Here is a 14785-nt window from a genome sequence, read left to right as displayed (position 1 = left end):
ATTTTGGTTTAATAGAGAGCCAGGAATAAGAAGAGCAATTAATACGGAACCAAACTTCCGCCTCTCCATCTGCCCTTAAATGATAGTGGTGGATCATAAATGACCCACCACACCAGAGATATAGTTGATTAGTATAAGGCTTTTTATTCTACTACAAGCGTAGCAATGGAGTGTGGCAAGCTGGTTGTTTTAACGGCTTTGCCTTTTATCCATAAACTGTATTCAATTTTTTCGTCGGTTTTGTTCATCACCACTATGGCCAGTTTACCATCGGTATTCAGGTAAGCGGTGGTTAACAGTTTATCCCTGCTGGCTACCGCGCTTACCCGTTTGGCACCCGGACGGATAAATTTAGAGAAGTGCCCCAGGTAATAGTATGAGCTGGTGTAGATCAGGTTGCCGGTTTGTGTATCGGCATGTATCGGTGCAAAGCAAAAGTTGCCTACGTGGTTTGGTCCGCCTTTTTCATCAAGCAAAACGTTCCAATCGGTCCAGGCTACGGTACCCGCGTTGAAATCGTTGATCATAGATAGACCGTATCTTTCGCCCAGGGCCCAGTCGTTAACTTTGGCAAAATCAAATTTTTCGATACAACCTTCTGTAAAAATCAGGTTTTTATCGGGGAATGCTTCGTGCACACGACGGGTGCTTTCAAATTGCTGACCGGCGCCGGTCCAGGTCTCATACCAATGGAAACCTACACCCCAGATGTATTTAGCAGCCTCAGGATCCTCCAATATGGTGCTGGCACGTTGATAAAGCAAATCGCGGTTATGATCCCAAACAATCAGTTTCTTTTCGGCCAGGCCTTGTTTATGCAGCGTTGGGCCTAAAAAGTTCTTTACAAAATCGCGCTCTTCATCGGCAGTGAACATACATGACTCCCAGCTTTGTTTAGCCATAGGCTCGTTCTGTACCGAAAGGCCCCATACCGGGATACCTTCTTTTTCATAAGCTTTTATAAATTTCACAAAGAAATTGGCCCAGCTTTGGTCAAACTCTGGTTTCAATTTACCACCGTGCAATACATCGTTATTATCTTTCATAAAAGCCGGTGGGCTCCATGGCGAAACAAACAGGTTTAACTTGCCGCCAGCCGCAGCCATAGCCGCTTTGATAAAAGGTATACGGTAGGTTTTATCATGACTGATGTCGAATGTTTTCAGATCAGCATCGCCCTCTTTTACATAGCTGTAGCTCGCGCTCGAAAAATCGCAGCTTTGAATATTGGTGCGGGCTACGGTATAACCAATACCTTTGTCTTTATCATAATAGGCGGTTAAAAATTCTTTTTGCTTATCCTTTGGCAATTTGTAGAATACCTCGGCCGAGGCATCGGTTAAGGCGCCACCCACGCCCAGCATGGTTTGGAATGTTTTAGCCGGATCAACAAAAACGGAAACCTCGGTTTCGCCGGGTTGTGGTTTATCAGTAAATTGAAGCGTTTCGGTTGGGGTAAGCTTATAGCCCGCTTCTTTTTCAGATACAATTACCTTTACAGATTTATTGCTTACAGAAAACGGAGCTGTACCCTGGGCATTTACAGAGCCAGCTTTTACAAGGCCGCCCGCGATAAAACAGGCAATTAAAATTTTTTTCTTCATGGATTTATTTAATAGAATACCGGGTTTGAATAACGCTGAAAATGGACGTTTCCGGCAATCCAAATTTATTAAAGTTAATGAGAATAAAGCAAATAGAAGGATATAAATAATTGATTTATAATAACTTGGTATAAAATTGATACGGTTTAATACCGGACTTATTTAGCGGTAAAAAATCTCATAATCAGGCTGTTCCGATCGAAGCGCCACACGCTGAATTAAATTTTGATGCGCTTGAATGCAAAAGTTGATTGTGATTAAATTAGATCCTTTTGACAGAGTAATGGCCTCGGAATAGACATACAGAATAGATAATGAACAAAAAGGGGGTGTCACCCTGAGCTCCGTCGAAGGGTCGAGCGCAGAGGCCTGCCCACCATGGTTCGACGGAACTCACCATGACACCCTATTTGAACGAATGTCATTACTTTTGAGCCTTGATCTCTTCCTCAATCCGCAGACTTTCTTTGTGGATGGCATTCATTAGTTCGGTTACAAACGTTTCTGATAAGCCTTCCTTTTTACCGGCTTCAATGCTTTTTTCGATCACTTGTTTAAAACGGTCGGCTTGCAATGCGGGGATATTGTTCTGCGCTTTGTAAACGCCAATTTCTTTTACAACCCTTTCGCGTTCGCCCAGTAAAGCTATGAGTGCCTTATCAAGCGAATCAATTTTTTTGCGGCTTACCTGCAGGGTTTGGTCGTTGCCTTTGGAAGTTTTCATTGGTGCTGTTTGTGCGCTAACTAAACTATAACTAAACAGGGATACTAATAACAAGCCAAACACGCGGCTATATGATTTTATTTTCATGCTTTTTTAACCAATAAACCTATAAATTATTGCAAGTGTTTTCAATTAAACAAAAAAAAGCAGGTTTATCTAAACCTGCTTTTCATTTAGCTTTTATGCTTTACCGGCCATCGGCGTTGTGGCCATGTTTAATCATGTCTTTAACCGCCTGAGCTAAAAACTCCTTATCGCCGTCGTTGAGCATAGTTTGTTTCCCGCCATCATTTAATTCATAGGTGATCTTGCCGTTGTAATCACTCTCGGCAATTAACTGTTTATCGTCCCGCGAGTATTTTACATATCCGTTTGGCGAAATGCTTTTAATGCCGGTGCCGTCAGGGGTAAAATAGGTTTGCCCTACGTATTCTATTTTTACAGTAGTGCCATTTCCATTCTCCATGATAGTGGTATGTCTTTTTCCGAACCTGCAGGCTGTTACCGATAAAAGGATGCCAATAGCCGTGATCAATTGTAGTTTTTTCATGATATAAATTTTTAATGATTTAAAAGTTGTTGATTTTCCTGTAATGAAATGAGCCTGATGAGTCCTATGCTTAAACCAATGAACCAGGCAGACCAGCCCAAATGCACAAACCGTTGAATAAGGCCCGGGTATGTATTTTGAATAAAAGGCACAAAACGTAAAAATATCAGCAGCATCAGCACCAGGCTAAATAGAGAAGTTATCCTGACAGATACCAGTTCCCGTTTTCCCCGCCACAAAATGGCCACCAGCAAGGTGCCCAGGTATAATAATATAAAAACAGGACCCGAAGCCGAATGCAGGTGATTGCCTGCATGAAACATGGCTGCCCAGCCCATCATAAAAGTGAATGCAGGCAGCGTAAATACCGGGATAAGGTTAAGCCCTAATTGTTTGCAGGCGCCATAAACACCCATCATAAAAAACATACTTAAAATGGCGCTAAACATGGTAAGGGTAGCCATTAAAGGTTCAGACCGGGTGCCGGTAGCCCCAAGCTCGCTGACGGTGCCGCTCAAATGGTTATAGTTGCCATGAATAAAACCGCATAGAATGGTTGAAAGCCAAAAAACTATGGGGATAATGATGCCGGTGTATAGTAACATTTTGATGTTCATGATTGTAGCTAAGGTTAAAAATTTAAGCAAATATATATAAAACATGGTACTATACAATACATAGTACTATATATTATTAAAAATAATTAGCATGCAACCTAACTGTTTAAATGTGCGTCAAATAGAATGTGTGTTATACTATACGGATAGGGTAAATGGCTCAAAACCGGACGGCTTGTACGAATCCGAACAGCCCAATAGGTATTGTGTGTTGTTAATTACCTGTAAAGCAATTTGTTATGATAATGGCACGTATTTTATTATATGATAAGTTCTACCTAATAAATTAAGCTGTTGCCAATATGAACACAGAAGACCACATCTGGAACCTGGTGATAAAAAAGCTAACCCATGAAGCATCTGAACAGGAGCTACAGGAGTTAGATACGCTGCTTAGTGAAAATCCAGGTATTCATGACAACGTAAAGCTCATGCTTAGGTGGTGGCAGCCCGAAACCGAACAAGCGCAGGAAGGTCACAGCTATTTTCTTTTCAAAAAGATACTCGGCCGTATTAAAGAAGCCGAAGTCAATTCTCCTGCATCTGATCTTTATAAAGAAGGAGAGGCCGGTTATCCTGAGCCGGGCTTTAAAAAAAAAGTTCTAAGCAATCCAATTAATCCTTTTGTAAGCAATATCACCATGATAAAAAATTATCTAAAAATCGCGGTAAGGCAATTACTGAAACAAAAAATGTATGCGGCTATCAAAGTGGGTGGATTTGCGCTGAGCATTGCTGCCTGTTTGCTCATTGCCTTATATATACGTGAAGAACTAAGCTTTGACAAAAGCTACCCGGATGCCGACCGTATTTACAGGATTGTAGGGCAATACAATATGGACAACATTCATGAAAAAGGAGTTGATTGGCCGGCAGTGATGGGCCGAACACTTAAATCTGACTTTCCGGAAGTAGAAAAGTTTGGCAGGCTGATGCCCAACTCGCTTTTTTGGGGTGCCGGCAGTAATGAATTGAAACGGAGCGATGCGCCCGAAAATACGCATGAGGAAGGTTTTGCCTATGCCGATCAGTCGCTGATTGATATATTAAAGCTGCCTATGGTTTATGGTGACGCTGCCCACGCGCTTGCTGAGCCTTTTACCATGGTGATATCAAAAAGTAAAGCCGATAAATATTTCCCTGGTCAAAACCCGGTTGGTAAAGTCATGTACCTTAACAATAATAAAAGCAGAGCTTATAAAATTGGTGCGGTTATGCAGGATCTTCCAACTACGTCACACCTGCATGCATATAATTTTTTATTAACACTTGCTGGTGTTGAATTTTGGAAAGGCGAACAGACTACCTGGGGAGCAAGTAATTACCACGTTTACGTTACGCTAAAACCCGGAACTGATGTTGCCCGCTTTAACAAAAAGGTAACCGATGGGTTAATTAACAATTATTATATCCCGGATATGGTCAAAAATGGGGATAAAAATGCTTCGAAAATAGCAGGTGCGTTAAGCATGTATGCACAGAATATCGCCGATATCAATCTCCGGTCATATGATATCCATGATGGCATGTCGCATGGCGATATCCGTTTTATTTGGTTATTTGGAGCTGTTGCAGGCTTTATATTAGTAATAGCCTGTATCAATTTTATCAATCTTTCCACCGCCAAATCGGCCAACCGGGCCAAGGAGGTTGGTTTACGTAAGGTGGTAGGCTCACAACGCAGCGGTTTGATCCAGCAGTTTTTAACCGAGTCATTGCTGTATAGCTTTTTTTCTTTCGTGCTGGGTTTAATACTGGCGGTTATACTGCTGCCTTATTTTAATATGCTCGCCTCAAAATCATTAACCATACCCTGGCAGCAGTGGTGGTTATTACCAACGGTACTGGTATCGGCGGTTATCATTGGTATGGTTGCGGGGATTTATCCGGCATTTTATCTTTCGAGTTTTAAACCTGCGGAAGTATTAAAAGGACAACTGAGTTCTGGCAGCAAAAGTTCGGGACTGCGTAACGGATTGGTTGTTTTTCAGTTCACCACATCCATCATTTTAATCATTAGCACTTTTATTATCTATAACCAGATGCAATTCATTCTCAATAAAAAGGTTGGGTTTGAGAAAGACCAGGTGGTGATGATACAAGGCACCAATACCTTAGATAATGCGGTGAAGAACTTTAAAGATGAACTGCTAAAGCTGTCGTCAGTAAAAAGCGTTTCGATCAGCGATTTCCTGCCGGTAGCCGGTACCAAGCGTAATGGAAACCCATTTTACAATGAAGGAAAAGTTAAGACAGAAGCCTCCGTTGGCGGTCAGTTTTGGGATATTGATGCCGACTATCTAAAAACTTTTGGGATGAAGTTGGTTGCCGGTCGGAATTTTAATCCAGCCATGAAAACCGATTCGCAGGCAGTTATCATTAATCAAACCTTAGCAAAAAGACTTAATCTTAAAAATCCGATAGGTAAAAGAATTAGCAATGGCGGAGACCCAATGCTGGTGATTGGCGTAGTGCAGGATTTTAATTTCGAATCCTTGCGTGACGGGATTGAACCTTTAGTAATGCACTTAGCTAATAGCAATTCCATCGTATCGGTAAAAGTAAAAACCGGCGATATGAAAAATACGCTGGCAGAGATCACCAGAACCTGGAAAAGTTTTTCACCCAACCAGCCTATCCGTTACACTTTCATGGATGAGCGTTTTGCCAACATGTATGCCGATGTACAGCGCATGGGGCGCATATTTACCAGTTTTGCCATACTGGCTATTATCATAGCCTGTTTGGGCCTGTTTGCCCTGGCTGCCTACATGGCCGAGCAACGGAGCAAGGAGATCGGCATCCGCAAGGTATTGGGCGCAAGCATTGGCAATATCACCACGCTGTTATCCCTCAATTTTATAAAACTGGTATTTATTGCCATTATCATAGCATCGCCCATAGCCTGGTGGGCCATGACCAAGTGGCTGCAGGATTTTACCTACCGGATTCCTATTGGTTGGGAGGTATTTGTATTTGCCGGTATGGTTGCCATTAGTATTGCCCTGTTAACGGTAAGCTTTCAATCTATCAAAGCGGCTATTGCCAACCCTATCAAAAGCCTCAGAAGCGAATAACCCATCTTAACCTATCATAAAAAAACAGCCCCGATTTTATTCGGGGCTGTTCTGTTTTATATTAACCTATATTAATTAAAAGCCTGGGTTATTAGGCAATAATTTTGGATTAACATCTGTTTCCTGTTTTGGTAAAGGGAACAATAATTGTTTTTCGGCATAAGTTGCATTGAACACGGTTTTGTGTCCTACAAAATTATCCCAGTTACCGGTAACATCATTGTGTATTTTACGGGTGCGGATCATATCAAACCACATTTTATTTTCAAAGCAAAGCTCAAAATAACGTTGCAGCCATACTTCCTTCTCAAACGCATCTTGTGATAATGCACCTATTGCGGCCAGGCCGGCCCTTGCACGGATCTGGTTTACATAAGTAACTGCATTGGCGTTTGGTGAGCCTTCGGCACGGTTTGATGCCTCTGCATACATTAACATCACATCAGCCAAACGGTAAATAGTATAGTTTAAGTCGGATTTTGCCGTGTTGGTAACCGCGTTTACATCAAACCATTTATAGATGTAATGATTTTTAAACACAACTGGCGCATTTGGTGCTTTAATGGCAGGATAGCTGGTGTAAAAGAATTGTTTTTCTGCTACACGTTTATCACCCGGAGCGAACGAAGCAATAAACTGATCTGTAGGCCAAACCGATCCGTACTCGTCTGAGTATTTAGAAATACCCGAAAAGTTAGGAATAGTAAGCGCGGTAAGCGGATTGGTTTGCGGAACTGAAGCCGCGTACTGTACCTGAAAGATAAACTCGCCAAGGTTTTTGTTGGATGGGTTGATCATATCAGTGTAGTTAGGGAACAAGGAGTATTTACCGCTTTGTATTACAGCCAGTGAGCGTTTTGCCGATTCTGCATAATATTGTGCGCCACCGTTAATAGCTGCACCTGCATAGGTCAAATAAACATCGGCCAGGAGCGATTGCACCACACCCATGGTTACTCCTCCGGTTGATGTTGATACCGGCAAGGTCGATTTTTCGGCTGCTAACAGATCGGGGATAATAATCTCATCATAGATCTGTTTGGCGGGTACACGTGGCACCTGCAGATTAAGATCTTTAGGCGGTTCAGTTACTTTAGGAACAGCGCCATACATACGCACCAGGTAAAAGTAGTAAAGAGCACGCATGGTACGGGCTTCGGCCACCATGTTGGTTTTTCCCTCTTCGGTTAATCCTGCGGCATTAATAAGCGGGATCCTTTGGATAGCCAGGTTACAGGCACCCACACCCAGGTACATTTGCTGCCACCAGGTATCAAAATAAAAAGAGGTATTGCTGTAAATAAGGGTCTGGAAGTTTACAAAGCCTGTTTGCCCCAGGTCGCTGTTGGCTTTACCGGTCATAAACTCCATCAGGTTCCAGGTATTACCACCGTATGAGCCAGACTGGCCGGCCAATAGGCCTGTTAGATTTTGATAAGATCCGTTGGCAAATGCCCGGGCCACCTTTGCGCTTGAAAGGTCGGCATCTGGCGTTAGAACTGATTTGGGATGCTCTTCCAAAAACTTTTTGCATGAGCACGCAAGTAATAAGCCCGATATGATTAATATGTTTTTTAATATTTTCATTTTAGTAATTTTTTATATGGTTACTATTATCCTTCATTGCTGTTTTTCTTTCTGATTGTGTCATACCATACTGTTTTTAAAATCCAACCTGTAAACCAAGGTTCCAGATACGTGGACGAGGGTTTGCAAAAAAGTCGATATTTTGAGTAAACGCAGGGTTTGAACCATAAGAGTTATTAAAGGTGTCAACCTCCGGATCATAACCAGTATACTTGGTGATCACAAACAGGTTTTGAACACTTGCATAGATACGGAAACGGGTTACATGCATTTTTTGCAATACAGGTGCCGGTAAGTTGTAACCGAGTACAAAGTTTTGGCCGCGTATAAATGATCCATCTTCAACCCACCAGGTATCAAAGTGCGAGTCCTGTGCATATTTATAGTTACGCACTTGCGATATCATAGTGTTCTGGTTGTTCGGGGTCCATCCGTTTAAAACTGTTTTTAAACTGTTGGAGATGGTTTGCCTGTCTTCAACCGAGTGTTTAAAGTTAGCAGCCGTATTTACACCCTGTACAAAGCGGATATCGAATGAGAAATCCCAGTTTTTGTACTTGATAGTACTGTTGAAGTTACCGGTCCATTTTGGATTTGACCGGCCGATAATACTGTAATAGTTACTACCATCGGCATTATAAATATATTTCCTGTCGCCAGCTTTTAAACCATGTTTGGCAGCTTCTGCAATATCGGCTGCATTATCACCATAGGTACCTACACGGGTCATACCGTAAAATGATCCTATTGGCGCACCAACACGTATCACATAGTTTTGCCCAAGGAAGTTAGGGCCAGGGAAAATGTCGGCGTTGCCATCATTCAGTTTGGTTACTTTGTTTTGGTTGGCGGCAAAGATGATACCGGTACTCCATTCCAGATCACTGGTTTTAACGTTAACCGTGTTAAGGCTTAACTCAATACCTGAGTTTTTCATCGAGCCTACGTTTTTGTAAACGTTGGCAGTGGTAAAACCTGCCGACCACGGAATAGGGGCCTGTAATAATACGTCGGTAGTAGTACGTTGGTAGTAATCTAAATCTAAGTTAACACGGCCATGAAACAAGCCCAGTTCGATACCGCCATCAATCTGGCGTGTTTTTTCCCATTTCAGATCAGGGTTACCCAGGTAGCTTGGCAGCAAGGAAATTACAGCTTGTCCGTTCTGCACGGTTTGTCCGGTACCATACTGGGCCAATGAGCGGTAATTACCAATTTCCTGGTTACCTGTGTAGCCAAAGCTTGCTCTTAGTTTTAAGTTAGAAACGGTTTCACTGTTTTTCAGGAAATCTTCCTGAGATACGCGCCATGCGGCACCCAATGAAGGGAAGAAAGCGAATTTATGCCCTGCGGCCGGTCTTGATGACCCATCATAACGACCGGTTGCGGTAAACAAATACTTTTCGTCGATATTATAGCTGATACGGCCATAGTATGAGTTTAACGAGCCCGGATAAAGCGCGCCCGGTGAACTTGGGTTTTCATCAGAACCTGATGCGCTTTTAACTGAACCGGCACCCAGGTTATTAAACTGGAAAAAGTCGTCAATAAAGTTTTGGGTTTCAACGTTTGATCGCTGATATACTGATCTGCTGAAAGATATACCCGCTAATGCGGTAAACCTTTGATGCTCATTGATCTTTTTGTTCCAGGTAAGATAATTTTCAGTTTGCCAGAAATAGGTGGTGTTTGAGTTAATACTGGCTATACCACCCTGATCGGCTGATAAGTGCTGCAAACCTAATGATGAGTAAAAGTTATTTTTTTGCCCAATGAGGTTGTACCCGAAATCTGTTTTAAATTCAAGCTCTGATGATATCTTAGCGGTTGCGTAAATATTACCCAATACCTGTAAGGTATTATTAATAGTATACCGTTCATTAGCTGTTTGTATTGGGTTTGGGGCGCCCTCTAAGCCAGCAATATCATAGTTGCCTGCCCAGGTTCCGTTGGGATATTTGACAGGTACAATCGGCACCTCCTCACTTACAGCCCGAGGTACGTTCAAACCACCATTGTTATCCGTTACCAAACGCTGGCGACTGAAAATACCATTGATACTGCCCCCTATTCTTAACCAATCCTTTACATCGTTATCCATTGTCATTTTGATGGAATAACGTTTAAAGTTTGATGTAGGGGTTAAGCCGTTTTGGTTAAGATAACCCAATGATAAGCTGTAAACAGATTTGTCGCTGCCACCTTGAATATTCAATTGGTGGCTTTGTGAAAACGCAGGCTTATAAGTTTCCTTTTCCCAATTGGTATCATAAATAGGATTATTACTGGTGTCAAAAAGCAATGGGAAGTTGGCATGGTTCAGGGCTTTTGCAGGTGTTTGCGTAGCGCCTGTAGGATCAAATTTTGATCCGTTTGCAAATGATTGGTTGTAAATGTCTACAAATTCTTTGGAGTTTAGTGTTGGTACATGTCGATAAAGCTCACTGAGGTTGGTGTTGGCCTCGTAGCTAATTGTAGCGGGACCTTTACGGCCGCGTTTGGTGGTTACCATGATAACACCATTGGCACCACGCACACCGTAAATAGCCGTTGACGAGGCATCTTTTAAAACCTCAATTGATGAAATATCATTAGGATTAATAGAGTTAGGGTCAACACCTACCACACCGTCAACCACATAAATAGGGTCAACGTTGGAGTTGATGGAACCAATACCCCTGATGCGTACCTTAGCTGCAGCACCCGGTGCGTTACTGTTAACACTCACATCAACACCGGCAACCTTGCCTTGTAAGGCCTGCGATAAATTTGGTACGGGTTTGTCAAGTAACTGCTCGGCCTTAACGGTAACAACAGAGCCCGTCAAGTCAGATTTTTTGGCCGTACCGTAACCAATAACCACCACTTCGTTCAGATTGCTGGCGGTTTCTTTTAATTGTACATTAATGCTGGTTTTACCGGCTACGCTTACTTCTTGCGCGGCGAAACCCGTATAGGTAAATACCAAAACAGCATTGGCATTTGATGCGGTTATACTATAATTACCATTTGCATCGGTAACGGTACCAGTTGAGGTACCCTTGATTCTTATGCTTACAGCGGGTAAAGGCGAGTTGTCTTGCGCATTGGTAACCTTTCCGCTAATTTTAAGCTGTGCCATCGCCTGCAGGGATAGCAGGGTGAACAGGATCGAGTAAATAAGGATTTTCTTCATAACGTTAATTAATAATTTAACAATTGATTCTTCAGGGAAATGTAGCGCCGTGTATGGGAATGGCGGCTAACAACTAAGGCGGCTGGTGATATGCGGAGCGAGTACCCTCAAAAAAGGGCAAAGCAATCCACGGTACCTTTACGGTATTATTTTTTTTCATGAAAATTGATTTAGTAACTGTTTTTTAAAATTTTACGCTAATAAGTAGTTTATTTATTTTGAATAGCCCATTGCTTTAAAACTGTAATGGCGTCAAATAAAACACCTGCTTCGCCCCTGAAATCGCCCGAACCTTTTGGGGCACCGGTTTGCACATCGTACCATTCATAAAAGCCTTTGTGTGCAATTGCCCGGTCAATCATTGGTATTAATTCGTTGTAAGCTTCTTTTGCCTGGCCATTTGCAACCAGGGCCGCTATCATCCGTCCGCCAAACCAGGTCCAGTCGCCGGCATTCTGATAAATGTAAGGGTGCATATTAGGGAACTGGGTTGCCGGGTAAGCAGGATAAACCGTTTTACCAATTGTGGCAAACTTATCTTTGGCTGCTGCAGCAAGTAATTGCCTGTTTATTTCTTTAACCTCGGCAGCGGTATTAAACCCGGCCAATATGCCGCAGATAGATCCGCCGCTATACAGGATCTCTTTTTCGTTAAAATCTTTAGAGAATGGGCTGCCATTTAAATAAATATGGGGGAGGTATTTCCGGGCCGCAGGCATCCACAAGTGTTTGCGAACATTCGTTTTGATGGTATTGGCTATGGCAGTCCAGTTTTGTTTGGTTTGATAGCCCTTGGGTTTCATGGCCATAAAATCATGGATGGCTATCACATACATGGCATTATCATAAATATCAATGGCCCACTTGGTTTTATCATTAATGGCTACGCCCCAGCCGGTTTCTGGCTGCACATCGCCCCAATCAATGGTAGTGGCACCGGTAACCAAGCCGTATTTAGCCGACCATCTATCTTTTTGGATATAGGCAAAAGCATCTTCCATGCGTTGCAGAACCGTTTTAGCACCTATTACATCAGAGAGTATAGATCTGTCGCCGGTTACATCTATATATTTTTTTACAGCTTGAATAAGGGATGATTCCTGGTCGGTTTCGACGGTATTTTTGTGTGCCGCCCAGCCTGGTAATAAGGCCGAATAGCGGTACTGATAACCTACACCGGCCTTTGCACTGTCAACCACACCATCAACAATGTTGCCGTCGGCACCCTGAATTTTAAAAAACATCAGGAGCATTTCTTTTACCTTTTCTTTGGGGTGAACTTTTAAGGATCCTTTGATGAAAGTGTTAAAATCCCTGATCCATACTTCGTTATAGGAGGTGCCTGCAGAGAAACCGGAAAGTAATTTTAAACCCCGTGCCTGGATAGTATCCAGGCGGCTGTCTGCCAGTATAGAACCGGCTAAAGCAGACTTATCTTTTACCTGCGCGTTAACACTCAGATAAAATAGACACAGGAATATAAACACACCTAGTAAACGTATCTTCATGCAGGGATCGTTAAGGATGTAATATGGTTAAAGTGTATTTTGAATAGGCAAAACACACAGTGTGAAATTGGTTATATTATATGTACAAACATACGTACATTAAATTCATTTCCAAATTTTTTGTGTTATAAAATGATTAACTTTTAGGTGTTTTATTAATTATAATTTTTAATCGGCGATTAAAGGTAAACTATTTGTTACAAAAATTTGCCATAAGATTTAAACTTAATCGATTAAGAGGTTAAGATTTAACTGGTGATGGAGGTAAATGATTGTGTGATATGTATTTTCATAATTTTATATGAAAGTACATATTTAATTAATGTTATGTTTATTTAACCTGTTAAACTGCTTAATCTGCTGGCTGTTGACCAAAGATCCGTTTACGGATGCGGGATAATGATTGTGGTTTGATCCCCACATAAGAAGCAATATGGTATTGCGGGATCCTTTGGGTAAGATCGGGGTAATGGCTGAGGAATTGCTGGTATCGCACATCGGGTGGGTCGGTGTATAAGGAGTCTAATTGTTGTATGGCCGATAAGAAAACCTGTTCAATAGCCATCCTGCCAAATTTTTCGGCTCCGGCCACCTCCCGGTAAAAACGTTGTAGCTTTTCATAGCTGATCAGGTAAAGCTGGGTGGGTTCCAGCGCCTGGATATTTTTGTCGGAAGCTACCTGCGGTAAAAAGCTGATATAGTTACAAACAAACTCGCCTTCCTTGCTGAAAAACATGGTCCGTTCGTCGCCATCGTTATTGATAAAATAACGAACGAGGCCTTTATTGATAAAAGCTACGTGTTTGCATACTTGACCGTCCCTGAGCAGGTATTCGCCTGGTTTAAGGTTTAATTCTGTAAACAGGTTTTTAGTAATAATTTCTTCTTCGGCAGAAAGAGGTATCAGTTGTTTAATGGTACTGATCAATGACTCCATTTGCGTGTGCTTAAACCTGGTTTAACAAGAGCGGTAGGCAAGCCATCCATACTCAGCATGTTTTTCTCTTTTTTGTAAGCCTCCAAGCCATCGGCACCTTTGTTAGTCGCCCATTTATAAGCCTGATCCCTTTCGCCTTCATAAGCATAATAAGGTACGCTAAACCCGCAGGAGGTTTGCACCTTGTGGATATCGGCAACGATGATTTGCCGGGTTGCTAACAGTATATCGAAATATTGGGCTAAAGATGCCCATTCTTCGTCGCCAGGCAATACCGCATAACCTTTACCATATAAGCGCAGGATATTAGGGGGGCCCTCAAAGGCGCAAAACATAATGGTGATGCGTCCATTTTCCAAAATATGAGCGGATGTTTCGTTGCCGCTACCTATGATATCCATATAGGCGACTTTATTGGCTGATAATACTTTAAAACTGTCGATCCCCTTTGGCGAAAGGTTAACATGCCCATCGGCCGCGAGAGGGGCCGATGCGGTAAAAAACATTTTTTGTTTTTCAATAAAAGCCTGGTGTTGCTCCTGTATGCTATCAAAAAACTTGGCCATAATTTAAATCCTTAAGTTAATACTTCAGTATCCGCAGGTTGACGGCGACTGGCAGTTATACGCTCCCGGTGTTGTGTTCCCCACTTTTTCAACTCGGTTAATACCGGATCCAATGTCTGGCTGTAGGGGGTAAGCTCATAGGTAACGGTAACCGGGTTGGTTGGAAAAATGTTTCGCTTCACAAATTCGTTCAATTCAAGCTCCTTCAGTTCTTTTGATAATATTTTGGGAGTGATATCGACCAAAGCCCTTTGGATATCATTAAAACGCAGCGGGCCATCGGCAAGCGTGGCAATAAGCGGTAATTTCCATTTTCCGTTGAGTACATAAAGTGCATCTCTGATTGCACCTCCAGCGGCTTTGCAGGCATCTGAATTATGATCTCGTTTTTTTAATTGACCTTCCATAAGTAAAACAGCTATCCTAAAAGATATCACTAT

The 14785-nt window shown here is 42.3% G+C and carries 11 protein-coding genes; 1 reads left to right on the top strand and 10 read right to left on the bottom strand.

Annotated elements, in window-relative coordinates:
- Positions 1–143: 143 nt before the first annotated feature.
- From AC57BQ_RS18485 to AC57BQ_RS18470, 4 genes are all read right to left on the bottom strand, one after another.
- Positions 144–1604 carry a glycoside hydrolase family 30 protein gene (locus tag AC57BQ_RS18485; protein ID WP_496407669.1) on the bottom strand — a complete coding sequence of 487 codons (1461 nt, stop codon included), beginning with the start codon at positions 1602–1604 and terminating at the stop codon, positions 144–146.
- Between the two features lie 424 nt (positions 1605–2028).
- Positions 2029–2415 carry a chorismate mutase gene (locus AC57BQ_RS18480; RefSeq protein ID WP_496407668.1) on the bottom strand — a complete coding sequence of 129 codons (387 nt, stop codon included), beginning with the start codon at positions 2413–2415 and terminating at the stop codon, positions 2029–2031.
- A 100-nt stretch (positions 2416–2515) separates the two neighbouring features.
- Positions 2516–2878: a hypothetical protein gene (locus AC57BQ_RS18475; RefSeq protein ID WP_496407667.1), complete on the bottom strand. Its 363-nt coding sequence runs from the start codon at positions 2876–2878 to the stop codon at positions 2516–2518.
- 11 nt (positions 2879–2889) lie between these two features.
- Positions 2890–3495 (bottom strand): DUF998 domain-containing protein, encoded by a 606-nt coding sequence (locus AC57BQ_RS18470; protein ID WP_496407666.1) that lies wholly within the window; start codon positions 3493–3495, stop codon positions 2890–2892.
- 302 nt (positions 3496–3797) lie between these two features.
- Between AC57BQ_RS18470 and AC57BQ_RS18465 the strand changes: the two genes are divergently transcribed.
- A complete protein-coding gene (locus AC57BQ_RS18465; protein WP_496407665.1) occupies positions 3798–6572 on the top strand; it encodes an ABC transporter permease in 2775 nt (924 codons plus the stop codon).
- Between the two features lie 75 nt (positions 6573–6647).
- Here the strand turns inward: AC57BQ_RS18465 and AC57BQ_RS18460 are convergent, their stop codons facing one another.
- The 6 genes from AC57BQ_RS18460 to AC57BQ_RS18435 form a co-directional block, all read right to left on the bottom strand.
- Positions 6648–8159, bottom strand: a complete 1512-nt coding sequence (locus AC57BQ_RS18460) for a RagB/SusD family nutrient uptake outer membrane protein (protein ID WP_496407664.1) — start codon at positions 8157–8159, stop codon at positions 6648–6650.
- Between the two features lie 76 nt (positions 8160–8235).
- Entirely contained in the window at positions 8236–11334 is a 3099-nt protein-coding gene (locus AC57BQ_RS18455) for a SusC/RagA family TonB-linked outer membrane protein (protein WP_496407663.1), read from the bottom strand.
- A gap of 209 nt (positions 11335–11543) precedes the next feature.
- On the bottom strand, positions 11544–12842 hold the full coding sequence (locus AC57BQ_RS18450) for a glucosidase family protein (protein WP_496407662.1): 1299 nt from the start codon (positions 12840–12842) through the stop codon (positions 11544–11546).
- 352 nt (positions 12843–13194) lie between these two features.
- Positions 13195–13779 (bottom strand): Crp/Fnr family transcriptional regulator, encoded by a 585-nt coding sequence (locus tag AC57BQ_RS18445; protein ID WP_496407661.1) that lies wholly within the window; start codon positions 13777–13779, stop codon positions 13195–13197.
- Positions 13767–14345, bottom strand: coding sequence for a pyridoxamine 5'-phosphate oxidase family protein (locus AC57BQ_RS18440; RefSeq protein WP_496407660.1), 579 nt, complete (start codon positions 14343–14345; stop codon positions 13767–13769). Before AC57BQ_RS18440 ends, AC57BQ_RS18445 begins: the two co-directional genes overlap by 13 nt.
- A gap of 11 nt (positions 14346–14356) precedes the next feature.
- On the bottom strand, positions 14357–14752 hold the full coding sequence (locus AC57BQ_RS18435; protein WP_496407659.1) for a winged helix-turn-helix transcriptional regulator: 396 nt from the start codon (positions 14750–14752) through the stop codon (positions 14357–14359).
- Between the last annotated feature and the right edge of the window lie 33 nt (positions 14753–14785).

Source organism: Mucilaginibacter sp. BGA-UO-ETr-C110 (genome assembly GCF_059567985.1).
Note: the sequence above shows the minus strand (reverse complement) of the source record. Positions and strands in the feature narration are given on the sequence as shown.

Excerpts from the sequence above, each read along its gene's own strand:
- AC57BQ_RS18485 (WP_496407669.1), bottom strand. The coding sequence starts at position 1,604 with ATGAAGAAAAAAATTTTAATTGCCTGTTTTATCGCGGGCGGCCTTGTA.
- AC57BQ_RS18480 (WP_496407668.1), bottom strand. The coding sequence starts at position 2,415 with ATGAAAATAAAATCATATAGCCGCGTGTTTGGCTTGTTATTAGTATCC.
- AC57BQ_RS18475 (WP_496407667.1), bottom strand. The coding sequence starts at position 2,878 with ATGAAAAAACTACAATTGATCACGGCTATTGGCATCCTTTTATCGGTA.
- AC57BQ_RS18470 (WP_496407666.1), bottom strand. The coding sequence starts at position 3,495 with ATGAACATCAAAATGTTACTATACACCGGCATCATTATCCCCATAGTT.
- AC57BQ_RS18465 (WP_496407665.1), top strand. The coding sequence starts at position 3,798 with ATGAACACAGAAGACCACATCTGGAACCTGGTGATAAAAAAGCTAACC.
- AC57BQ_RS18460 (WP_496407664.1), bottom strand. The coding sequence starts at position 8,159 with ATGAAAATATTAAAAAACATATTAATCATATCGGGCTTATTACTTGCG.
- AC57BQ_RS18455 (WP_496407663.1), bottom strand. The coding sequence starts at position 11,334 with ATGAAGAAAATCCTTATTTACTCGATCCTGTTCACCCTGCTATCCCTG.
- AC57BQ_RS18450 (WP_496407662.1), bottom strand. The coding sequence starts at position 12,842 with ATGAAGATACGTTTACTAGGTGTGTTTATATTCCTGTGTCTATTTTAT.
- AC57BQ_RS18445 (WP_496407661.1), bottom strand. The coding sequence starts at position 13,779 with ATGGAGTCATTGATCAGTACCATTAAACAACTGATACCTCTTTCTGCC.
- AC57BQ_RS18440 (WP_496407660.1), bottom strand. The coding sequence starts at position 14,345 with ATGGCCAAGTTTTTTGATAGCATACAGGAGCAACACCAGGCTTTTATT.
- AC57BQ_RS18435 (WP_496407659.1), bottom strand. The coding sequence starts at position 14,752 with ATGGAAGGTCAATTAAAAAAACGAGATCATAATTCAGATGCCTGCAAA.